At 43.8% G+C, this 22,476-nt stretch carries 23 protein-coding genes and 1 tRNA gene; 9 read left to right on the forward strand and 15 right to left on the reverse strand.

The features are described 5' to 3' along the window. Positions 1–17 precede the first annotated feature (17 nt). From AC6I8Y_RS18390 to AC6I8Y_RS18405, 4 genes are all read right to left on the reverse strand, one after another. Positions 18–629: a DNA-J related domain-containing protein gene (locus tag AC6I8Y_RS18390; protein ID WP_498022572.1), complete on the reverse strand. Its 612-nt coding sequence runs from the start codon at positions 627–629 to the stop codon at positions 18–20. A 132-nt stretch (positions 630–761) separates the two neighbouring features. Then, a complete protein-coding gene (locus AC6I8Y_RS18395) occupies positions 762–1,163 on the reverse strand; it encodes a hypothetical protein (RefSeq protein ID WP_042471662.1) in 402 nt (133 codons plus the stop codon). A 109-nt stretch (positions 1,164–1,272) separates the two neighbouring features. Beyond that, positions 1,273–2,325 (reverse strand): 3-deoxy-7-phosphoheptulonate synthase AroG, encoded by a 1,053-nt coding sequence (gene aroG, locus AC6I8Y_RS18400; protein ID WP_042471666.1) that lies wholly within the window; start codon positions 2,323–2,325, stop codon positions 1,273–1,275. 204 nt (positions 2,326–2,529) lie between these two features. Further along, entirely contained in the window at positions 2,530–5,274 is a 2,745-nt protein-coding gene (locus tag AC6I8Y_RS18405; protein WP_498022574.1) for a M16 family metallopeptidase, read from the reverse strand. A gap of 136 nt (positions 5,275–5,410) precedes the next feature. Here AC6I8Y_RS18405 and AC6I8Y_RS18410 point away from each other — a divergent pair, with 136 nt between their 5' ends. Then, positions 5,411–7,027, forward strand: a complete 1,617-nt coding sequence (locus tag AC6I8Y_RS18410) for a VRR-NUC domain-containing protein (protein ID WP_498022576.1) — start codon at positions 5,411–5,413, stop codon at positions 7,025–7,027. Between the two features lie 81 nt (positions 7,028–7,108). Here the strand turns inward: AC6I8Y_RS18410 and AC6I8Y_RS18415 are convergent, their stop codons facing one another. Then, positions 7,109–7,789, reverse strand: a complete 681-nt coding sequence (locus AC6I8Y_RS18415) for a MaoC family dehydratase (RefSeq protein ID WP_042471672.1) — start codon at positions 7,787–7,789, stop codon at positions 7,109–7,111. A gap of 332 nt (positions 7,790–8,121) precedes the next feature. Between AC6I8Y_RS18415 and AC6I8Y_RS18420 the strand changes: the two genes are divergently transcribed. Then, positions 8,122–8,212, forward strand: a tRNA-Ser gene (locus AC6I8Y_RS18420). 252 nt (positions 8,213–8,464) lie between these two features. Next, the gene (locus AC6I8Y_RS18425) at positions 8,465–9,388 is read left to right on the forward strand and encodes a LysR family transcriptional regulator (RefSeq protein ID WP_234496731.1); all 924 of its coding nucleotides are present in this window, start codon (positions 8,465–8,467) and stop codon (positions 9,386–9,388) included. A 38-nt stretch (positions 9,389–9,426) separates the two neighbouring features. On the opposite strand, the gene nfsB is transcribed toward AC6I8Y_RS18425, so the two are convergent. Together nfsB and AC6I8Y_RS18435 are read right to left on the reverse strand one after the other, a co-directional pair. Then, positions 9,427–10,080 carry an oxygen-insensitive NAD(P)H nitroreductase gene (nfsB, locus tag AC6I8Y_RS18430; protein WP_234496730.1) on the reverse strand — a complete coding sequence of 218 codons (654 nt, stop codon included), beginning with the start codon at positions 10,078–10,080 and terminating at the stop codon, positions 9,427–9,429. 134 nt (positions 10,081–10,214) lie between these two features. After that, a complete protein-coding gene (locus AC6I8Y_RS18435; RefSeq protein WP_498022578.1) occupies positions 10,215–11,102 on the reverse strand; it encodes a LysR family transcriptional regulator in 888 nt (295 codons plus the stop codon). 171 nt (positions 11,103–11,273) lie between these two features. On the opposite strand from AC6I8Y_RS18435, the gene AC6I8Y_RS18440 reads away from it, so the two are divergent. After that, positions 11,274–12,347 (forward strand): linear amide C-N hydrolase, encoded by a 1,074-nt coding sequence (locus AC6I8Y_RS18440; RefSeq protein ID WP_498022580.1) that lies wholly within the window; start codon positions 11,274–11,276, stop codon positions 12,345–12,347. A 100-nt stretch (positions 12,348–12,447) separates the two neighbouring features. Continuing rightward, complete coding sequence (locus AC6I8Y_RS18445; RefSeq protein ID WP_042471687.1) at positions 12,448–12,750, forward strand: hypothetical protein; 303 nt, start codon at positions 12,448–12,450, stop codon at positions 12,748–12,750. Here AC6I8Y_RS18445 and AC6I8Y_RS18450 read toward each other — a convergent pair. Further along, positions 12,747–13,625, reverse strand: a complete 879-nt coding sequence (locus AC6I8Y_RS18450; RefSeq protein ID WP_394151091.1) for a LysR family transcriptional regulator — start codon at positions 13,623–13,625, stop codon at positions 12,747–12,749. The genes AC6I8Y_RS18445 and AC6I8Y_RS18450 overlap by 4 nt on opposite strands. A gap of 133 nt (positions 13,626–13,758) precedes the next feature. Here AC6I8Y_RS18450 and AC6I8Y_RS18455 point away from each other — a divergent pair, with 133 nt between their 5' ends. Beyond that, positions 13,759–14,832: a linear amide C-N hydrolase gene (locus AC6I8Y_RS18455; protein WP_498022583.1), complete on the forward strand. Its 1,074-nt coding sequence runs from the start codon at positions 13,759–13,761 to the stop codon at positions 14,830–14,832. Positions 14,833–14,967: 135 nt separating this feature from the next. Continuing rightward, a complete protein-coding gene (locus AC6I8Y_RS18460; protein WP_498018988.1) occupies positions 14,968–15,357 on the forward strand; it encodes a 3D domain-containing protein in 390 nt (129 codons plus the stop codon). An 84-nt stretch (positions 15,358–15,441) separates the two neighbouring features. On the opposite strand, the gene AC6I8Y_RS18465 is transcribed toward AC6I8Y_RS18460, so the two are convergent. The 4 genes from AC6I8Y_RS18465 to AC6I8Y_RS18480 all read right to left on the reverse strand — a co-directional run bounded on the left by AC6I8Y_RS18465 (position 15,442) and on the right by AC6I8Y_RS18480 (position 18,559). After that, the gene (locus AC6I8Y_RS18465) at positions 15,442–16,821 is read right to left on the reverse strand and encodes a TRAP transporter large permease (RefSeq protein WP_498023054.1); all 1,380 of its coding nucleotides are present in this window, start codon (positions 16,819–16,821) and stop codon (positions 15,442–15,444) included. Positions 16,822–16,847: 26 nt separating this feature from the next. Beyond that, positions 16,848–17,027: a hypothetical protein gene (locus AC6I8Y_RS18470; protein ID WP_197058689.1), complete on the reverse strand. Its 180-nt coding sequence runs from the start codon at positions 17,025–17,027 to the stop codon at positions 16,848–16,850. Between the two features lie 46 nt (positions 17,028–17,073). Next, positions 17,074–17,469 (reverse strand): TRAP transporter small permease subunit, encoded by a 396-nt coding sequence (locus AC6I8Y_RS18475; protein WP_498022585.1) that lies wholly within the window; start codon positions 17,467–17,469, stop codon positions 17,074–17,076. Positions 17,470–17,548: 79 nt separating this feature from the next. Next, positions 17,549–18,559 (reverse strand): C4-dicarboxylate TRAP transporter substrate-binding protein, encoded by a 1,011-nt coding sequence (locus AC6I8Y_RS18480; protein WP_498022586.1) that lies wholly within the window; start codon positions 18,557–18,559, stop codon positions 17,549–17,551. A 411-nt stretch (positions 18,560–18,970) separates the two neighbouring features. On the opposite strand from AC6I8Y_RS18480, the gene AC6I8Y_RS18485 reads away from it, so the two are divergent. Next, complete coding sequence (locus tag AC6I8Y_RS18485) at positions 18,971–19,153, forward strand: ATP-binding protein (protein WP_498023055.1); 183 nt, start codon at positions 18,971–18,973, stop codon at positions 19,151–19,153. A gap of 3 nt (positions 19,154–19,156) precedes the next feature. On the opposite strand, the gene AC6I8Y_RS18490 is transcribed toward AC6I8Y_RS18485, so the two are convergent. After that, entirely contained in the window at positions 19,157–19,399 is a 243-nt protein-coding gene (locus AC6I8Y_RS18490) for a hypothetical protein (RefSeq protein WP_498022587.1), read from the reverse strand. Between the two features lie 127 nt (positions 19,400–19,526). Then, positions 19,527–20,357: a hypothetical protein gene (locus AC6I8Y_RS18495; protein WP_498022589.1), complete on the reverse strand. Its 831-nt coding sequence runs from the start codon at positions 20,355–20,357 to the stop codon at positions 19,527–19,529. Between the two features lie 235 nt (positions 20,358–20,592). Between AC6I8Y_RS18495 and AC6I8Y_RS18500 the strand changes: the two genes are divergently transcribed. Continuing rightward, positions 20,593–21,429: an ion transporter gene (locus AC6I8Y_RS18500; RefSeq protein WP_498022590.1), complete on the forward strand. Its 837-nt coding sequence runs from the start codon at positions 20,593–20,595 to the stop codon at positions 21,427–21,429. Positions 21,430–21,551: 122 nt separating this feature from the next. Here the strand turns inward: AC6I8Y_RS18500 and AC6I8Y_RS18505 are convergent, their stop codons facing one another. Next, positions 21,552–22,466, reverse strand: coding sequence for a LysR family transcriptional regulator (locus tag AC6I8Y_RS18505; RefSeq protein ID WP_498022591.1), 915 nt, complete (start codon positions 22,464–22,466; stop codon positions 21,552–21,554). Between the last annotated feature and the right edge of the window lie 10 nt (positions 22,467–22,476).

Raw genomic sequence — 22,476 nt, forward strand, 5'->3', positions numbered from 1 at the left:
CTGGAGCCGCGTGGTCATCACTCCTTAAGGATTGACCACGCCTCACAGTATTTTCTGAACTTCTCACTATCTCCGCCGGGCCTGTCCGGATGCCACTTCAATGCGCAGCGCCTCCATGCCTGGCGAATCTCTCTCGACGAGGCGTTTTCATCTAACCCGAAACAGCTCAGCGCTTGCTTATGTGACATTGTCACATCTTTAACGCCCACATACTCTTTATAGCGAGTCCAAAACTGTTCAAGTAGTCGCTTAATTTCGTGATTGTCGGCTTCATAGTGAGACCAATCCAAGTAGTAGTCTCTAAGAGGGTCATTATCAGCGATTGCGTGCTGAGCGGCGTTATATGGCATGATTCGTATATCCATCGCTTCTACTTGCAGCCATTTTTCTGGAACGAGTAAGGCTTGAAGCTGATATAGCGCGTTCATAATCAGAAAGTTACGCTTGAATAGATCTTTTTCTGCACTCTCGTCGAGTACGGGAATCAGTTGTTGTTCTGCAAGGACGGCAAACAAACTATGTACCTTGATACTTTCGGTTTGCCGCTCTACGACATTGAGTACTGACCACAGCAATGGGTTCTCAGCATGCCGTTTTACATTGATTTGATTAGACTGGAATTCCGTCAAGCCAAGCTCCCTGTTGCTCAATCACGCTGACTAACGTTAGTTTAGCATTAGTACGAGATTTAGATCACTATGGCAATGACAGAACATGGAACCGAGATATACAAGCCCTCTTGATCGGTATTGTTGATTTGGCTAACTTTTTAGCTGATACGCTTTGTAAGTCTCACTCTTCACACCTGCTTTGCGTTTTTTCATGATGACTTCAATACTACGAGCGTTATCAGTGACCTTGTAACGTATAGTTTGATTTAGATAGCTATCATTTCGGCGAGTATCTCTCGCTTCAATTTTAATAGTTTTATTGCCTCTGCTCACATCGCAGCGATAGTCCCAATCACTTTGCCAATCCTTCACAGACAATAGCACACGCTTACCCGATGCTGATTTTGTTTTAATACCGCGTGGTTGCTTGTCGAGAGCCAGTGCTAGACCTGCAGTACAAACTTGTTCATTACTCAAACCCGCCGCCAGTGATGGTGTTGATAATGATGCAGCGATTACAGCTGCTAGTATCAAGGATAAATTACGTTTCATTTTGTCTCTTCTTAACCATATACAATTCGCAAAATTAAAACATGGCGTACGGTTAAGATCAAATAAAAAAGCCTTCACCGAAGCAAAGGCTTTGAATTAGATTAATAAATTAGGCTTTACGGCGAGCTTCTACCGCATCAGCGAGTTCACGAAGTACTTGTTCTGTGTCTTCCCAACCAATACATGCGTCAGTAATAGACTGACCATAAGTAGGTGCAACACCGTCAACTAGATCCTGGCGACCTTCTACTAGGTGTGATTCAATCATCACACCAAAAATTGCGTCTTCACCGCCAGCCATTTGACCAGCTACATCTGTCGCTACAACTTTCTGACGCTGGAACTGTTTAGAACTGTTTGCGTGGCTAAAATCGATCATCACTTTTGCTGGAAGACCGTTAGCCGTTAGTTCGTCTTTAATGCCTTTAACATGCTCAGCACTGTAGTTTGGCTCTTTACCACCACGCAAAATGATATGGCAGTCTGGGTTACCAGCAGTTTCAACGATTGCTGAATGGCCGTACTTAGTTACCGATAGGAAATGGTGAGAAGCACTCGCCGAGCGGATTGCATCAGATGCAATCTTAATGTTACCGTCTGTGCCGTTTTTGAAACCAACTGGACATGAAATACCAGAAGACAACTCACGGTGAACCTGAGATTCTGTAGTACGTGCGCCAATCGCACCCCAACTAATAAGGTCAGCAACATATTGCGGTGTGATCATATCAAGGAATTCACTCGCCGTTGGCATGCCCATATCAGTTAGGTCAAGTAATAGCTTACGCCCCATACGTAGACCATCGTTGATCTTAAAGGTGTCGTTTAGGTACGGGTCGTTAATAAGGCCTTTCCAACCCACGGTAGTACGTGGCTTTTCAAAGTAGACTCGCATTACGATTTCAAGGCGATCGCCAAGTTCATCGCGTAAAACTTTTAGGCGCTTACCGTATTCGACCGCAGCTTCTGGGTCATGAATTGAGCATGGACCAACGATAACAAGCAGTCTGTCATCATCGCCTTGAAGGATGTTGTGAATCGCTTTACGTGCATTAAACGTGGTAGAAGAAGCAACTTCAGTTGCTGGAAACTTCTCTAACACAGCAACCGGTGGTAAAAGTTCTTTTACTTTATTAATTCTTACGTCATCAGTTTGGAACATTGCTTACTTCTTCCTATTCTTTGTATCTAAATCACTTGAGCACGATCTGCACAATCCGTTTTGTGACTCGTATCGTGCTCTTTCCCGTAACTTATCTGCTTAGAACAAGAAGTGCAATCACTAATTATAAAAAAAGGCAAATTTCTTCACTGTTTTTTCCAATAAACGCCGTGTAAAAATTATTATACAGCCATTAATCGCCGATTAAGGATTGATTCTTATAGAAAATTTGCTCGCGTTTTGACCAAGCGCCTGTTGAGACATACGATCTAGATCACTTAAAGTAATACTATCAGCCACCGACTCATAGTTATAAAGCGCATCGATACCGTAACCCATTAACCAATATCGAAATAGCATAAAGCTCGCTCCTTCAGGATCATCAAGCCAAGGGGCAAGGTCACTTTTTAGCTGGGCAACAACCTGATCCCTTTCTGTCTTTTCAAATCCATTCAAGATGTCGTTAGCTACAGTTTCAAACAATTTAACAGCCCGTTCCTCATCGTTGGGATCGACATTGGCAAAGAACGACCAGGCAGCAATCCCATTGCCTTCATCGGCAAAACCATAGGCGTGCGGATTGTAATCAAGGGAGTTATCTGAACGTATCGTCTGGAAAATACGCTCGTTCAAAAGCCGTTGAAACATGTCTTCGGCAAACACATCTTTTGAGGTTCTAGGTTCATTTCTCTCAGATACAGCGATCAGATAGACTTGCGATTGACCATCCTGTGAATCGTGGCTGTCGATATTGGTTATGTCGTCAGCAAGGCCGTCACGTATTTCAACCGTAGGCCACGTGTACTTTAATTCTTCTCTAAACTGAATATTGGCGATGTACTGCTCTAACAGCGGCTGCACATCAGAAGCATTTTTAGCTCCCACCAACATCATTTTGTACCCACGATTTACGTTAATAAGCTCGTCATAGGCTTCCATAACTTTCTCTTTTGTCACTAGAGCAATTTCTGGCTCTGTTCTTGAGAGTAAATGACTGCCTTTATCAAAGGTTAGTTGTAGTGCATCGTTAACACTTTGAACATTCGAATCCTGTTTCAAACGCTTGAGTTCATTAATAACAATGCTTTTCGCTTTACCAACCGCAACGTCATCAACATCGTTAAGTGACATAGCATGGTGCACAACAGAAAACACATCAGCGATGCCCTTTTCGTTACTTCCAAAGGACATACCCTGCTTAACGTCACGTATAAACGGTTCTACGTAACTATTTGTTTTACTGAATGCGCGTTCAATTTGCTTCGCGGTTAGCGGTCCAATATCGCTGTAGAGCGTAATCAACGGTATCAGTTGACCTGCAGCGATGTTATCTCCGGTAAGTGCAGATGAACCGCCCAATGAGCCAAACCATCCGTAAAAACGATCGCCGCTGTCCTTGTGATTAAGGTAAAGCACCTCAATGCCATTCGCTAGCTTCCATTTTACTAAGCCATTTTCCAGAGTCTCCATCGAAGAGACCTTTCCTTTTGAGTTAGGGACTGCAAGAGCTTTGGTTACTGTCAATTCGAGTGGCTTGTCCGTTTTTTGCTCTAATCCCGAATAAATATCATTTAAAGAAAACGACCCATTTTTTACATTAGTACCGATAATAGGCTCTTGGATGAGCAACTTTTTAATTGCTTGATTAACCTGTTTCAGAGTAATTTCCGTCGCTAACTGGCGATGCACTTCTATGTACTGAATAGGGTCTTGGGCAACACTCTGCGCTAACAACATATCGAATTTGTAATCGATTATTTGCTTAGATGTCCAACTATCAATAATGGTCTTTAGCTCATCGTTGAACGAAGTCCAACTGCTTCTTACTGTATCTAACTCATCTTGGCTAATACCATGTTGCTGCAGAGAGGCGAGTTGTTCGGTTAGTGCTTGTTGGATCTTGGCCCACTCGGTTTCTTCAAAACTCGCACCAATTGCAAACAGTGAGTTCGAATGTATGTCTACAACTCCAGCATTCAAACCTTGTACAAGGATATCGTTTGAATGATACAAGTCTGAAATCCGATTCGATATTATGTCACCGACAAACTTTGAACTCAGTTGAACGTATTGGTCTGAAACAGTATTTAACAATGGGTTTGGCATTGGATAGGCGAGATCTAAAGCAGCATATTCAAAAGGCAATGCTTCAGAAACCAATGGGGTATCGTTGAACTTCACAGGGTCTATGAGAACGCGTCTCGGCTGCTCTCCTTTTTGAATATCAGCAAAGTACCTATTTACGATAGCGAGCAACTCACTTTGCTCCCAATCGCCAGCAATCATTAATTCCATGTTTTGGGGTTGATACCATTTTTTATAGAAAGCCTTCAGCTCAGTAATATCAACGTTCTCTATCGACTCTCGATTACCAATAATATCGTGTGAATCAAGAGGTGTACCGATCAACAGATGATCATAAATCTTTTGACTGTATGGTAACGGGTCCGGACGTCTCAATCGCATTTCACCCAGCACTACCCCTTTTTCCTGCTCTATCATCGCTTGAGTGATGTGCATAGCATCTGCGACATACGCTAACCATGTAAGCGCGTCATTTAGCATACCTACATTATCTATCGCCAGCTCATAACTCGTGTACTCATTAAATGTAAAAGCATTAAGATCTGGGCCAAAGCTCACCCCTGCTTGAAAAAGAGCATCTTTCGCTGCCTTCTGCTGAGGTACATCTTCTACACGAAAAAACAAATGTTCCAAAAAGTGTGCATAGCCAGTCTGTTGCGTCGTCTCTTGAAGACTCCCGGCATGAACGACAAGTCGCAGAGTAATAGGTTGACCCGATTTATAGTAACGGCTGACGGTTAAGCCATTATCAAGCTTGTCTATCTTCCAACCTGGGTCAGGTTTAATTGGTGTATCATTTTCTAAAGAGCACCCTATGAGCAATAACAAAGCCCAAGATGCAAACCAAGCTTGTAGTTTTTTCATCGTATTACCTTACTTGCGACTAATATGGCTAAACGCTACGATGATCAGAAGAGCAATGAAACACTACACATTGAATTGCATATTATTTAGTGCGTCGATGCGAGCTATTTCAAACAGTTAACACTCAGGTATTGCCGTGACCCACACACCTTCAGTGGTACTAGAACCCAAATACTATCTAACTAACTTCACGACACTTCTTTCGGGAGTAAAAGACTTATATCAAGACCTGTTAAATGAATCTGAGCAAAAGTGGCTCGCTCGTTTCTACGCATTGGAAGAAGATGAACAATGTCTACTAGTCCGAATGATGACCCGTAAAGGTGAGTGGTTTAGAAGTGATAAGTTATGTTATTCAGAACTCACGAATCCAGAGACACTGCTTGCCAATCTAGCTCTCTCTGGTTTTGTAGATCTAGCCCTTCCCGACTCTCCAAAGGTATTAGCAAACACACTTCTTACTAAACCGGAGCTTCTGGCTTTATTCCCCAAATTACCCAAATCACTCCGTAAAAGTGAGCTGGTGGCACTCTTGCCTGAACAGATGCCCCACTCGGTTTCAACGCTACCATTTCAGGTCATCAGGCTTGTGGATAACCAAATTCTTCCTATGTTTTGTTGGTTGTTTTTTGGCAATCGATACCAAGAGTTCGCTCAGTTTGTACTTGAAAATCTCGGTATTCACAAATTCGAACAGTATGAAATCTCAGTGAAAACACGCTTATTTCATACCAGAGAAGAGCTGGATTCGTCTTTTTGCATCAGTGAGATGTCACTACGCTACGAAGAGATAAACCGTAAATCACGAGAAGATTTGATTGAATTCTCTCAATTACTTCCCGCTCCTCACGGCAAACACGCCAAAAGAATGTATCAGAAACTCATCAACTCCGTAGCTCGAGACTTAGAGCGTTGCGGGGCACTAGATGAAGCTCTCGCGCTATTCCAGCAAAGTAACATCCCGCCATCTCGAGAAAGACAAGCACGCATTCTTAAAGCTCAAGGAAGACAAGAAGAGGCTTTATCTATCACAAAAATGATGCTGGCTGACCCGTATAGTACTGACGAGTCTGAGGTGGCAGAGCGCATCGCTTCTCCGCTAAAAAAGAAACTTGGTATTCCTTTACCAAAAAAGCAAGTTTCGACGCTACCGGAAGTCCATCGCCAGTTAGACCTTACAAATTGTCGAGTCGAAGTTGCTGTTGTGGAAGCCCTTAAAGCCGAAGGATGGGATGCGTTTTATCTTGAAAACCAGTTTCTCAACACTCTGTTTGGTCTAGCGTTCTGGGATATCTTGTTTGCACCAGTTGAAGGCGCATTTATCAACCCTTATCAACGTCAGCCTCTTGACCTCTATCGAAAAGAGTTTATAGACAGCCGAAGTGTCCTTATCGAAGATCGTCTTAACCAGATTAGAAGTGAAGGTATCACACAGCTAGTCGCCGTACATCTAAACAAAAATGGTCTCCAGAACCCATTCATTCTTTGGGAGTTAGTCGATGCATCTTGGATAGAGTTAGCGATGTATACCATAAGCTACCAACAGCTAGCTGGATTATTTGAGGTAATTCTTGAAGATATTCGTGCATACAGAGCAGGCCAACCTGATGTCATTGCATTTAAAAACGGAGACTTTATGTGGTGCGAGGTAAAAGGGCCAGGCGATAAGCTTCAACACAATCAAAAACGATGGATGAAGCACTTTGAGCGGCTCAACATTAGCTACCACGTTTGCTATGTGAACCACAGATAGATATTTGGCGTTAATATGAAGGCAAACATGCACAAAAAAGCCCAGCTTCAAGGCTGGGCTCCATAAAACTCATGTTTATCATCAAAAGTGAAGATGAATCACTGACGTCGCGATACACGCTGGACGTCGAATACCCTCAATCTCAACACGGATCTCACGTTCAATCTCAAGGCCTTTTTTGATCGGCGTCACTTTGACTAGCGTGCTTTTCGCGCGAACATTACTGCCGACTTTTACAGGATATGGGAAGCGAACCTGGTTCAAGCCGATGTTCACCATCATTTTCGCAGTCGGAAAAAGTGGCTTATCTGGGTCGACGCTATCCGTTAGTGCTGGCAATAAAGACAATGTTAGAAAACCATGTGCAATCGTTGTTTTGAACGGAGACTCTTGCTCTGCTCGCTCCGGATCGGTGTGGATCCACTGATTGTCTTCAGTGATAGCACCAAATTGATTGATACGCTCCTGCCCAACATGGATCCAGCTACCCTCGTGGATAACTTCACCTATCTTCTCTTGAAGCTCATCAAACAGCTCTTGAGCTGCGGGCTTGAGCACAATTTCTGGTTCGACCTGTGCAACTTCTGGTTCATTAACCGCTGGCTTGTGATAGTCTCGAACCCACGCTAAGAAATTGCTGTGGTTTGTTTTGTCTACAAACTCAGTCCAATACTCTCTAATCGCTGGCGACATCCATTGCATAAGCTCAGACTGATGCTTGATAGAATCAGCTCTTTGTTTAAACAATTTTACAACTTTCATCTTGACCTCAAATCACAGTTCGCGAGAACTAACCCTAATATTTTGAAGCAAACCCCTTAATCACGCAAACAATTTCGAGCGCACAAGCGTATTCTGAACATCGTTTTATTTTATATTTTCAATGACTTATCAATAAAAAACATTATTTTATTTTGAGTGATTGATCATGTTGATTACGCAATGAAATCGTTTGCCTAGCTAACGCTACTCTCACCAATCAACACATTGAAGACGATTTAATCAATGTGATCACTTTTAAAGCAGTCAAACCAAAGTCATGAAATTTTTTCTTTACAGCGAACTCCGTCCCCCCTATTATGAGCGCCAACAACGGAGAGATGGCTGAGTGGTCGAAAGCACCGGTCTTGAAAACCGGCAACCGTTAATAGCGGTTCTAGGGTTCAAATCCCTATCTCTCCGCCACGTTTTACGACAAAGCCCTTGTTTTACAAGGGCTTTGTCGTATCTATCGTACTACCAATCACCTACCCCGCAACATTTCTGTTTTGGAAACTTGTTCTAATTTGCAAGCTGGCACAAGCTTGTGTAACGAAGCCGAATTGGCTTTAGATGAGCTACGTTGCGTTTTCACGGTTTAAGCACCTTTCAAAGCTGTACTAAGCCATACTAGTTGCGCTAAGTTGGTTCTAAGACCTGACACGACTTGATGACCAAATGAAAGCACTCAACGAGCTCACACTATTTGTCGAAACAGCCAAACTTGGCAATTTTTCAAAAGTGGCTAACCAACTAAATATGACCCCAGCGGCCGTGAGTGCGTCAATCAAACGCTTAGAAGAGCAAGTCGGCTTTCCTCTTTTCGTGAGAACCACACGCAGTTTAAGCTTAACGGGCGAAGGTGAACGGTTTCTCTCTAAAGTGGTACTTGCTCTAGATACGTTGAACCAGGGAGTTGAAGAGATCGCCAGTGCTCGAGGGGAGCTTACCGGCAATATCTACATAACCGCTCCGTCGGATTTTGGTAGAAATCTATTGTTAGATTGGATCGATGAATTTACCCAGCTACACAATAACGTAACAGTAAAGCTTGAACTTTCAGATCAACTCATCGATATGTATAGCAAGCCCGTAGATATCGCGATTCGTTATGGAGAACTTCCAGACTCAGGCATGATTGCGACGCCTCTATGCACAGAGAATCTACGTTTGTTATGCGCGACCCCTCGCTATATCAAAGATAACCCGCCTATTTCAGTGCCTAGGGATATACTCAGCCATAATTGCATCAGTTTCATGTTAGCGGATGCGATACACAACAAATGGCCTTTGACCAAAGGCGATGAAGAACAAGTGATAACAGTGAAGGGCTCCTTCCTTGCCAATGATGGTGACGTAGTCAGAAGGATGGCACTCAAAAGCAAAGGCATCGCCAATAAGTCACTGATTGACGCGAGTCAGGACCTAATAGACGGAACGTTAGAGAAAGTGCTTCCTGACTGGCATGGGGAACCCGCCCCACTCTACATGGTGTGTGCAGACAAACGTCAGTTGAGACCTATCATCAAAGAGTTCCGTTCGTTTCTTAAACATAAATGCCAGCTTCAGCTAGACAAAGTGCAACGATTTCTTGTTAACTAATCGAGCTTTTCGGCTGGCAATAATTTTCTGTTCTTGCTCTAGAACTCGCTAAATAAGTATTCGGCCTCATGGCGCGACTTAGGAAGCTTCGCATTGAAATCCTCTTCACTTCGAACACCAAGAGGAACCACTACAGAACTGGTGTAGCCCTTTTCTTTCAAGCCAAACTCTTTATCCAGTATCTCAGAATCAAACCCTTCCATTGGAACGGCATCGATACCCAATGTGGACGCGCCGAGCAACACGGTCCCTAGGTTTAGGTATACCTGTTTTTCCATCCAGTGTTGCACGTCTTTGAGCTCTGAACGATGCATATCAACATAATAGCTGCGCACTTTGTGCTGACCCTGCTTCGCCTGGTCATTGGCAATACGACCATCCCTTTCCTCATTTTCAAGTAAAAGGTTTAAGTAGTGGTCATCAATATCTACTTTTGTACAGAATACAAGCACATGAGACGAGTTAAGCACCTTGTCCGAGTTGTAGATGTAATCGCCTTGCATCGCTTTAGCGATACGCGCTTTTCCTTCTGGGCTACCTGCGATCATAAAATGCCAAGGTTGGGAGTTCACGCTTGATGGACTGAAACGCAATAACTCTTTGATTGCCTCTATTTGCTCGAGGGAAAGACGGCCCGCAGGATCAAATGCTTTGGTTGAATAACGAGATTTAGCACTTTGAACAATACTCATAGGAAGATTCCTTTGTTACCTACTTTTGTCCAAGGCTACAGTAGCCACTCACAATAAAAAACCAGTTAGCCGTTAATAGAGTTTCAAATTAATTTTGAAAGTCAGCCATCCGAATCTTCGGCCAAAAGTGGTATTTATCGATTAGGCAATCTTGCTAGCTCTTCGATGACGTAATCCATCGCACTATTGACCGGTTTCGCAGTAAGCCAACTGATCTCAGTCGACCATTGATTCGGTCTTTTTGATGCTGTTGACGATATATACATTTTGTCTAGCTGACCGTCGCCTAGCTGTTGAGAGCACAAAAACTCAGGTACCATCGCCCATGCATCTACCTGCCCCAACAACTGCAAAGTGTTTTTCGAACTGTTACTGTAAATATTCCTGGTGCTCAGGTTGTGCGTATCTTCGCGACTTGTTTGCTTCATAAACCTTGCCGATATCTGCAACATACCTCTAACTTCATCTAGTGTGAGCACCTTATCCTTGCAGTCGAGATTTGGGGAAGCAACACAAGCAACATCAAACGAGTAGCCATCTGCAATCGTTAACTCATGATTGCCACTAAACAATGAGATACCAAAGCCAATATCAGCTTGTTCACTTAGAACATGACTCCTAACTTGCATAGGATCTACTGCAATGACATTAAGCTCTATCGCTGGGAACTTTTTTATGACTTTTGCACAGATCGCGCTGACATCACCTCCCATCAAATCATGGTCTATGGCTAACGTTAATCTCGAGGGCATGCCTTCCAACAAACTATTCGCTTTAACGCTGAGTAAGTCGCACTCTCGAAGCACAGAGAGGGCATATCGATAAATTTCTGTGCCCTTGGGTGTTATCTCTAGTGAACGAGGCTTACGGACAAAAAGCTCCATCCCCAACTCGGCTTCTAGATTGGCAATTAATCCACTTACTGTGGATGTGTGTTTTCCAAGTCGAGCGCTAGCCTGTTTAAAACTGCCACATTCAACCGTTTCTACAAAAGCATTCAGTTGTTCTAGAGTCATCGCCATTAGCATTACCTTTCAGTCACCAGCTTTAACATATAACTTAAGAGCGGGGTTTTCCCACTCTTGAGCCCGTTCAGAATAAGCAAAAGACCCGCCATAATCAATTCATCAGTTAACTATGAGCTGAAAACACCATCCCTTAACATCCTATGACTTTTATTTGGAATCCGTGAAATGAAAAAGAATCTGAACACGCTAGCCATCGCTATTGCAGCAACTGCGTCAATTGCATCTATCTCAACGAGCACGCATGCTTGCTCGCGAATTATCCAAAATACAGGTGACCTACATGGTATTTCGATAGCACGCTCTTATGATTGGGGTGGCAGCGAACTGCAATCGATAGCCCACGTTCAAGTTACGGACACACAGCGTGAAACCAAGCCAGTTCCTGAGTATAGAAATGCGAAATCATGGACGGTAAAGCACAACACTGTTTCATTCGAAGAGGTAAAAACCTTCCATAATACGACTGGCGAAGCAGTCAACACCGAAGGTCTTTCAGCGTCAATGTTGTATATGCATGACAGTGTAGAATTCATCAAAGACATTAAAGATGACGGTACTCCTGCAGTACACCTTTCTGATATCGTGCCGTACATTGTTGAAAACTATGCCACTGTTGACGAAGCAGTGAGAGCTTTTGAGCAAGGCGAGTTTCAAATTGCCTACAAAACGGGCATTGCCGGTCATCAGCATGGCTTCCATGTTTCCATTCAAGATAAAAGTGGCGACATTGCACTTCTTCAGCTCAACAAAGGGGGTGAAATGGTCGTGCACCGCGGCGACGTAACAACCGATCTCCGCGTAATGGCAAACTCCCCACTTCAACAAGATCATAGAGCCTATACCGCTACATTCGATATGAATAATGCCGAAAACTTGCCAGGTTCAATTAGCTCACGCGATCGTAATGTTCGTGGAATCTATGTCACAAGCAACACCGACTGGACACCACAAGCTAATGCGGATTGGATCGATGTGCGAGGAAAAATGAAAGCGGTATTCGATTTTGGTAATAAAGTCCCTCAAGATGTCATCGATCCTACGAACAATGAAAGTTATGCGACATGGGAGACCTTTGTGTATAGCTTAGAGACAGGCGGCATTACTTACTACAACGAAGGTTATGCTGGTCAGCTTTCATTTAATATCGATGATATTGCAGGAATGAAGCAAGAGTCCTGTGCGGACATCTATCAGCAAGGACGTAAAGGTGGTCAGATTGTTTGGGGGTCGTGTCAGTAATTAGTAATTTAGAGCTTGTGAATTATTCACAAGCTCGAGTTCTAAATTCATCTGACAGTTTACACCTAGCCAATAACTAGCTTGTTTGAATGAGATTCACATGAAAGACACCACACTTGCTCACTTACGAGAACTAACACAAACACTTGAGAGCCACAAACACCTTTTCAACCGACATAAATTAAGAGCAGCTCTGCAAGGGAAGCTGCCTGAGTTACCTATCATGAAACGAGAATTCAATACAAAGCGAGGTAAAGCGTTACATATTTTGAATACGACAAACCAATGCTTCACCAGATTTAATGGCGCTGAGAGTACACTGATACAAAAAGCTTGTGTTGTGACTATCTCAGCTATTCAAGAACTATCTCTTGATACTGGCACCGTACATGAAGTCGACTAGCGATACTTAGGTAACTTTTGTATTTCATTCACAAGCCACCTCATCGCTGGATTGAGAATGTTTTGTTTCGACCAAACCAGATTCGTGTTCCAATCTGAAATACTATCTGGTGTAGGTTGATACAGCCTTACCTCTTCGTTTTGAATCGCCGTTTGGCAAACAAAGTTTGGCAAGTAGCCCCAACCGGCACCTGCCTTAACTAGATTCAATATTTGTACGGCATCATTACACAACATAAAGCGGTGACTTGTAATATCAGCGTTTCGAACGCCTATCTCGTCTAAAAAAGAGAGACTTAGCTGCAACTTATCTAAAAGAGAACTGGTATCAGCTTGTTCCGGCAGGTCCCATGAACAAGGTACAACGCAGTTAACCCCAAACGCATAGGCTTTTTCAGAGCTCAGCTCGGTGTGCAGTTGCAGCGTGTTAAATATAAGTCCGATATCCACGACCCCATCTAATACCCATGCCTTTATCTGTAGGGTGTCACCGGTGCGTACCTGCAGAGATAAATGTGGAAACGCTTCGACAAACCTTGCGATGATTGCATCAACTGCGGGTTCCTTTAAACCACTGTCTACAGCAAATGTCAGCTTTTCTGGGACACCCTGTAATATGCTCTCGACATTGGCATCGAATAGCGACGCTTCTCTCAACATGGCTGTCGCGGATTTATATAACTGTTCACCTTGAGACGTAACCTCTAAAGAGCGAGGATATCGATCAAATAGCGTAATACCCGTGTCTATTTCTAAATTGTTGATTTGCTCCCGAACTGTGGAAACATGCTTTCCAAGGCTTCTCGCGGCTTGAGCTAACCCCTTATTCTCTACGGTTGCTACAAATGCTCTTAACTGATCTAAAGATGCTGGCATAACACCACACTTCCTCTGCTGTACACTCAATAGATATCATAGGGGATATACCTAGTCTTAGCAGCTTTTCATCGCTAAATAAATTGAAATAATAGACTCAAGTTACCAATATCAACCAACTTTGAGGTTTGTTATGAAAACACTAACACTAAATAAATTGGCAATCGCATCTCTAACTGCAACTACGTTAGCACTAACTGCTGGCGCGGCTAATGCGTGTTCACGCTTCACTCTCGATACGCCGCATGGTGTCTCTACGGTTCGTTCATTAGATTGGGGAGAGCAGTTAGGCAATGTAGCGCAGGTGAACCCTGTTGGCATAAGTAACAGCTCAGAAGCGCCAAGCTACAAAAACGCGATGACGTGGACCACCAAGTTTCACGCTATTTCACAGATGGAATGGGATGTCTTCGGCGGAGTCGCATCAGATGCCATCAATTCTGAAGGACTCGCAGCTTCACTGCTCTATATGTACGATTCCGCTGAGTTTATTGCAGATTACCAAGATAATGGCGCGCCAGCGGTCAGCTTCCTTGATGTAATTCGTTACATAACAGAAAATTACGCGACGACAGAAGAAGCCGTTAAAGCGTTCAACAACAACGACTGGCAAATCGCCTGGAAAGATGGTTTACACGGCACACAGCACGGTCTTCATATTTCTATCCAAGATAAGTCCGGAGACATCGCACTGCTTCAGCTAAACAAAGGCGGCAAGATGGTCGTTTATCGTGGTGACACCAAGTCTGACCTGCGTGTTATGGCGAACTCGCCACTGCAACAAGATCACCGTGCATACGTTGAGAAAGTAAATCTCGACGATATAGCGGCGAAAGGCATCCCAAGCTCAATCAGCTCACTAGACCGCAACCTACGTGGCCTATTTAACACTCAGCACGTCACGTTCCAAGAAGATGCCAGCTGGGCACAAACTCGCGGCAAGCTTCTAAGCACATACAACGCGGGTAACCTGATCCCACAAGATCTGATCGACCCTGAGAATGGTGAAACTTATGCGACGTGGACTCAGTTTGTCTACAACCACGATAGCGGTGACTTCCTCTTCACTAATTACGATACTCGTTCATCAATTGGATACAACTTCAACGATACTAAATCGTTCACCAAAACCATGTGTGCAGATACCATAAAACAAGCGGAGGAAGGGTTATCCGAAGCTGTTTTCACTGAGTGCAAAACAAGATAATCCCTTGATTAGGTGCATAGCGCATGAAGCCGCTATGTGCCTTTCCTCTCCTTCGTCAGACGCTTGCCTGACAGGCACAGCACAATACAAGGCTATACTTAATTCAACCTTCCCATTTTAAGTACACGGTTTTAGATGAAGAAATCGCTTAGCTATCTAGTCCTAACTTTACTTGTTCCTTTAGTGACATTCGCTTCTACTGAGAAAAAGCTCCGAGTCACGGCGAGTGCCTACACCTCTGCCGTCGGTGAAACAGATTCAACCCCAAACATTGGGGCTTGGGGAGACACGCTCAAGCCAGGTATGAGGTCAATTGCGGTATCGAGAGATCTAATTGAGCTTGGCTTAGACCATAATCAAGAAGTCACCATCGAAGGGTTTAAAGGAACCTATCGAGTGCTAGACAAAATGAACAAGCGATGGACTAAAAAGATTGATATCTACATGGGGAATGATGTTGAGAGCGCCAAACAATGGGGTGTTCGTGAAGTCACGATTATTTGGCGAGAAAACAAAGACAATTGATTTATCGCAAGACGAAAAACAAATGCCTCGACTTAATCGAGGCATTACTGTTGTTTAGCGACTAACACTCGAGTCTAGATCGAACTAGGTATACCCCATTAAGCTCGGCAACCATAGAACAATTCCTGGCATCACTAACAACACGGCAATAGTGATCACGTCAGCGACAAAAAACGGTAAGCAACCTCGAAATACATCTTGTACCGAGCATTCAGGTCTAACGCCCGCAACAACAAAGCAGTTCAAGCCAATTGGCGGAGTAATTAGACAAAGTTCAGCCATCTTCACAACGATGATGCCAAACCAAATTGCACATCCTACTCCTGACACACCAAATGCCGAATCTACCGCCGCGACATCTGCGCCACCATTTAGAGCGATGACCGCAGGATAAACAACCGGAAGCGTCAACAAGAGCATTCCAATCGCATCCATGAACATCCCTAAAACGGCATAGGCACAAAGTATGAGTAGAAGCGTGAGCATTGGGCTTTGTTCCAAACTGACAATCCAATCCGAAAACGCTGTGGGAAGATCTGCAAACCCTAAGAAGCGCACGTAGATCAGTACACCCCAAATTATTGCGAAGATCATGGCTGACAACTTAGCCGTTTCCATCAAAGAGCTTTTAATTTCTTTCCAACGACTGCCGTGGAAAATAGCCAAGGCCAGAATCAATGACGCACCTAACGCGCCAGCTTCTGTAGGAGTCCCGACGCCACCATAAATACATACAACGATTATGCCTACTACTGCGAATATAGGTATCGCCCCCGGGAGGGTTTCAAATCGCTCTTTCCATGTAAAACCTCTCACAGGTGGACCAAAGTTTTTACGTGTTAGAGCAAGAAATACAACTAACCCACCATAAATCAGCGCAGAGACAGCGCCTGGTAGAAAGCCAGCCATTAGCAGTGCGCCTACATCCTGTTCAACAATAATCGCGTAGATAACCAATATCGCAGAAGGCGGGATCAACGAAGCCAACGTACCACCAGCAGCAACAACCCCTGCCGCAAAGCGTTTATCGTAGCCAAGTTTGAGCATCTCAGGGACGGCAATTCGGGCAAAAACTGCTGATGTTGCAACAGATGCACCTGATACAGCGGCAAACCCCGCGGTTGAAAACACCGTAGCCACCCCCATACCGCCTGGAAGCCAGCCAACCCAACGTTTTGCGGCCTCAAACAATGAACGTGTCAATCCTGCATGGTAAGCGAGAAATCCGATAACTATAAAGGTCGGGATTAGCGATAAGGCAAGCGATGACACTTTAGAATGCGGAATGGTGCCAGCCATTTTAATCGCAACTAAAAGCCCCCTCTCAAAGCCTAGTTTTGCCGAAAAGATCCACACTAAGCCTAAGAAACCAGCAATCGCAGCAGCAAAAGCGACTCTTACCCCGATGATCACCATGACCAACATAAAACCCGAAACCCACAAGCCGATTTCAATAGAGTCCATGGCACCCATAACTTCAAACAAAGACATCATTTTGAAGCCCCCTCATCGCTGGCACTCACAGTTTCAGCTTCTTTCGCTGCAACTTCGGCAGCAGACTCGATCATGGGAACGGCGACTGGCTTAGTATCACCTCGCTTAATCGCTCGCAAATACGCCCAGATTTGCAAAATCAATCGCAGTGCTAACACCGATAATGCAAATGGCACAACTAACTTTGCAGGCCAGGTGGGCAAATTGATATCAACAGAAGAGTCACCAATAGAATAGGCTCGCCAAAAAGTGAAGGTAAGAGCCGTAAATAAGTAGCAAAGTGACGACTAGCATCAATACACTTGATAGGAACTCAGTGAACCACAACCATCGACCTTTGAAACGTCCGACCAAGATATCCATCCTAATGTGTCCGCCCATACGTTGTGTGTATGCAATCCCTAAAAAGGCGATAAACGCCATCGCCTGTTCTACCCAGTCGATGTAACCGCTGATCGGCATTGAAAACAGCCAGCGCCCTAGGATGTTGGTCGTGGCCAATGCCACAAGTGCAACGATCACGCACCCTGCGGCAAGATTTAATAATGATTCAAGCTTGAAGAATACCTTGTCGACCCGACTTACCGCCGAGCTGTCCTCTAAAACTGACGCAGACATACTCGAAATCCTTTTGGTATTGAAAAAACCAAGCGCTAGTCACGACTAGCGCTTAATAGTTTGAGTGTTGAAATGAGTATTAATTCTGCTGTTTGAATAAGGCTTCTGTGTAGTCAAATAAAGCCTGAGAGTCGAACTGACCTTTGTACTTGTTCACCCAATCTTCACGCACTGAAGCCGCTAAATCATTAAGTTCTGCAGTTTGATCTGCCGTGAAAGTGACTTGTGTGACGCCCTCATCTGCGATTGCTTTATCGAACTTCGCCGTCGTGTTTTGCTCGTAATTCGAAACATAGTAATCCAGTGCTTCTGGCACCGAGCTCAATAACGCTTCTCGATGTTCAGGTTTAAGCATTTCTAACGCTTCTGTGTTAACCACTACCGGGCAGTTCGCTGAGCCTAGGTTCAAGTTGGTCGTCACCCAGTTTGCTACCTTATATGTATTTGTCGCTAGATGGGCGTGCGGGGCAAACGATGCTGCATCGATGACACCGGAGTCCATTGACTGCCTAACCTCAGAAAAGGGTACTGTAGTTTTGACTGCATCGAGCTTTTCTAGCACACTCATAATCCCACCGGGACCGCGAACTCTCAGCCCTTTAAAGTCATCCAAGCTTTCTAAATTGTCACTCTTACTTGCAATGTTGTATTGCGGTAAGGGTGTTGGCATCAGTAACGTTGCGTTCCATCTAGCAAGATCTTTCTTTACTTCTGGGTGGTTAAAGACCTCGGTATAGATTTCACCGACTCTTGCCAAAGATACATCTTGAGAGAAGGGTAATTCCGTTACCGTAATCGTTGGATTCTTGTCTGTATGATAGAAAGAGCAGAACTGCGCCATTTCAAAGGCACCAAATGAGATTCCATCTAAGTTTTCTCGCGCTTTCGATAAACCACCGTAAGACAATACAAGCTTAAATTCACCATTGGTTTTCTGCTCAACTAGCTCCGCCAGTTTTTCCACATTCTCTGTGAAAGCTCTGCGCTTACCCCACAAAGATACATTCCACTCGGTCGCAGCATGTACTTCGGCTGCCATAAACCCAGTTATAATAAGTGATACCGTTAACGCCGTTTTTGTCGCTTTCATGGACAACTTCTCCTGATTTTATTCCTTTTATACAGCGAGTGCTTGCCCCACTAGGTTCCCAGATACCGACTCCATTCTGGGGATAGAGCTAACTCAATGATAAGCATAGATTATTGTTTACATTTCGCTCAAAACGATAACAATTTTGCAAGACAGAACACGTTATTCGACGGAAAGGATATTTTTGACTGCCCCACCTTCTATCTATCGTGAATCAATCACAAGAAAATTGAGGTGTCGCCTTCTTAGACATTACGCGCCACTATGAGAATTCGGTAGCTGAAGGTCTTTAGTGATAGCTTTGACAAGCGTCTCTACCCTATCGGTTAGCTGGGTTGACAGGCGTAAATTAAGGTTGATGACAAGGTCATCATTGATTATCAAGATAATGGTGTTGGAATTGATGACGCAATAGCCCATCAGGTTTTTACCCCCTTCTATACCACAAACAGAAATCAAGGCGGAACGGGATTGGGGCTTTCTATTGTCTACAACTTAGTGACTCAAAAGTTGAAAGGCGATATTCGAATCGTAGAGCAAGATGCCTCCATTGGAGCTCACTTTCAAATCAGACTACCTATCAATGCTATTTGACAACTAGCTCTCTACTGTAAGCTCAAAGGTACCTGAAACACTGTTACCGATAGTACAGATTTTCTTGGCATCTTTGACCAACAATTGAGCGACTTCTATTTCTGGATGAATTTCTCGACTTAACTCGAGCTCATAGCTCGCAAAGTGAGCCGGCAAAGTTAGGCCCTTATGCCCTATCACTCGGATTTGAAATGGATTGATGTCGACTTTTCTTCGCTTCGCCAGTCTTTGGACAGAAATAGCCATACAAGAGCCTATTGAATAGAGGTGGATAACAGCGGGGTCGTTTAACAAAGGAGCATTAGAAAATGGCTCGTTACCCCTCCTAAACTTCAGACCTTCACTTTCGCTGAATGAGACCGTTATTGGCCCTTCACTCGATGGCTTCACTCTCAACGTCATATTCTTGCTCAACAAAGTTAGTTTCTGAAAACACTACTGGATCTTTGGCCTGATGTATATATTCATCGTCAGAGTCTAAATAGGCAACAAACTGCTCGGTAAGTGCTGAGCTGTTTTCATCTAATTGGACTTCTTGCTCATCGACTGCATAGTTTTCTAACCGTCTTTCTAGCTCATCAATCAAATACAAATGAGCAAAGTCTAAAATGGTCCCATTCGGTACTGAGTAGCTTTGGTGAATATCTTGCACTGAGAAGTCCATTACTTGCTGGAACGTCAGTCCGGCTTCATCACGAAAATAGGTTATAACATTACTCGCTAGCATCTCGACAAGTATTGAATGTGGCGATACCGATGGGTCTGGATCACTCGATTTTTGTTGATATTCGTCAGACATAGACTGGCTACGAAGAGCAATCATGGCGGTGATATCATCCTCGTCATAACCAAGGGACAAATAGAAGGTCAGCCAACATGTTTCATCATAATACGCCTCCAGATCCGCGATAGATTCTGATAGTCCTCTCTGATAGGTTCGTAATCTAGTTTCATTTAGTTCTTTTAACTGCGCGCTGATTTGAATCAGCTGTTGATTGCTAGTCACTGGTTTGATGATCTGTGAACGGTTCTCCTTCACAACTTCTTCTGGAACCTTATAGAACGTCGAATTACTCGGCTGTTGATATGCTTTCGTTTCAACTTCTATTTGCATTGCTTTTTGCCTTACGTCTACATTAGGTAGTGCATATATAAGCGCAATTAACACCAGTAGAGGAATCAGTGTCCAGTAGTAACTTCTCATTTCGTCCCCTCTCAAAGTCCCAGCCACAAGCAATAGTTACATGAAACTATCGATGATTAGCGTAATTATCCGCCGCTAATCGTAGGCATAGAAGTAACAAGGGGGACTCGGGAGTATTATACTTTTGACAACAACTTGATTAATGAAATGTCGCAATTCTCCACTGGCGAAAACCAACAAAGTCAACATAACATTTAGATAACAATAAATTCTTCGACACGAGGGAGCGCCATCTATGATCTCCTCTTTGCACCACAAGTTAAACGCAATCAACAACAATAAGTACTTTCAGTCGTTAACTGTCATTGTGATCATACTGGCAGCACTAACAATAGGTGCTAAGACGTTTGAACTACCCGATGCTCTAGTCGAAACTCTTCAATGGTTAGATGCATGTATTTTGCTGTTTTTCTTAGTTGAAATCGTCATCAAATTCTTCTCTTATCGAAACAAACTCGATTTCTTCAAAAGTGGTTGGAATCTATTTGACGCTGCCATCGTCATCGGCAGTTTAATTCCTGCTGCAGGTCAAGGCATCTTAATCGCCCGTTTGCTAAGAGTATTTCGAGTATTGCGACTGGTATCAGCAATCCCACAACTCAAGCTACTCATCAATGCGCTAATTAAAGCGATTCCCAAGATGGGCTACATCGCCGTTCTCATGTTTATCATCTTCTATATCTATGCGGTCATCGGTAGCTTAGTCTTCTCGGACATCAACGATACACTGTGGGGAGATGTGTCAATCTCCATGCTCACCCTGTTCCGCATTGCCACTTTTGAAGATTGGACTGACGTCATGTATGAAACAATGGAAGTCTATCCTATTAGTTGGATTTACTACCTTACCTTCATTTTTCTCACTGCCTTTGTCTTTTTGAACATGATGATTGGTGTCGTGATTGAGACGATGACGGCCGAGCACGCTATTGCAGAGCAAGACAAGGAATCGGAGCTTCCCCTATTAACACCTGATAATAATGGAAGGCAGATATTCGCTACCCACGAACAAGTCCGAGAGATTCATAAGGACATAGAGGAAATTAAAGCCTTGCTGCAATCAAAACAGTAGACGCAACAGCTAAAGAGGTTTTAAAAACTTGGAGTCCAATGACGTCTAGGAGTGGGGACAAGCACCCCCTCGAAAACTCAGCGTTGCTGAATGGATTTTGTAGGCAGCACAATCTAAGTCACCTATATGTCACGAAAGTGATCAATCAAGTGCTCTACAAACAATCGAAGACGTTTCGGTTGATGCTTTCTACTCAGATAAATCACATTCAAATCGGCCCCTGCAGAAGAGGTCGATGAATTGAAATTCTTCACGTAACCATCTAGCACGGTAACTAGGCGTTTTTTCTTAATATCTTCTTGTACATCTAGAAATGATTTCATCGCAATACCAGCATTATCTAGCGCCCATTGACGAATCACCTCACCATCATCTGAAAAACGCTTTGGCATTACCGTTACAACATCATGTTGCCCATGCTCCTGAAAGTGCCAAGTCTTCATTTCTTCACTACTACGAACCATGGCTAAACAATCGTGGTGTTGTAAATCTCTTGGAGTGATTGGCGTACCTTTTCTGGCTAAATACTGAGGAGACGCGCACAGCACTCGATGACTGGAAGCAAGTTTGCGAGAGACAAGACTGCTGTCCGCTAATTCACCGTATCGAACAACAATATCTAGGCCGGACTCCGTCAGGTTGGATAAATTGTCATTCAAAAACAGATAAGGAATCACTTGAGGATATTGCTCAGTGAACTTAGAAAGTAGTGGTGAAATATGTTGCTTACCAACATCTCGAGGTGCTGATATTTTAAGGGTTCCTCGAACCTCTTTTGTGCCTGTTTGAAGCAAGTTTTCCGCCTCTTTGACACTATCGATAATTTCGAGGCAAGCTCGATGATACATTGCTCCGGAATCCGTTAGCGAAATATGCCTTGTGCTGCGGTTAAGCAATTTGACGTCATAGCGCTCTTCTAACGACTGTAATCTTGCAGTCACTGTTGCAGGTGACAATCCCAGCTCTCTACCAGCGGCTGCTAGCCCTTGGTTCTTTACAATACTGACAAACAGCGTCATATCTGAAAACTTGTCCACGGCTTTTCCT

It is taken from the genome of Vibrio sp. KUL78 (assembly GCF_059725505.1).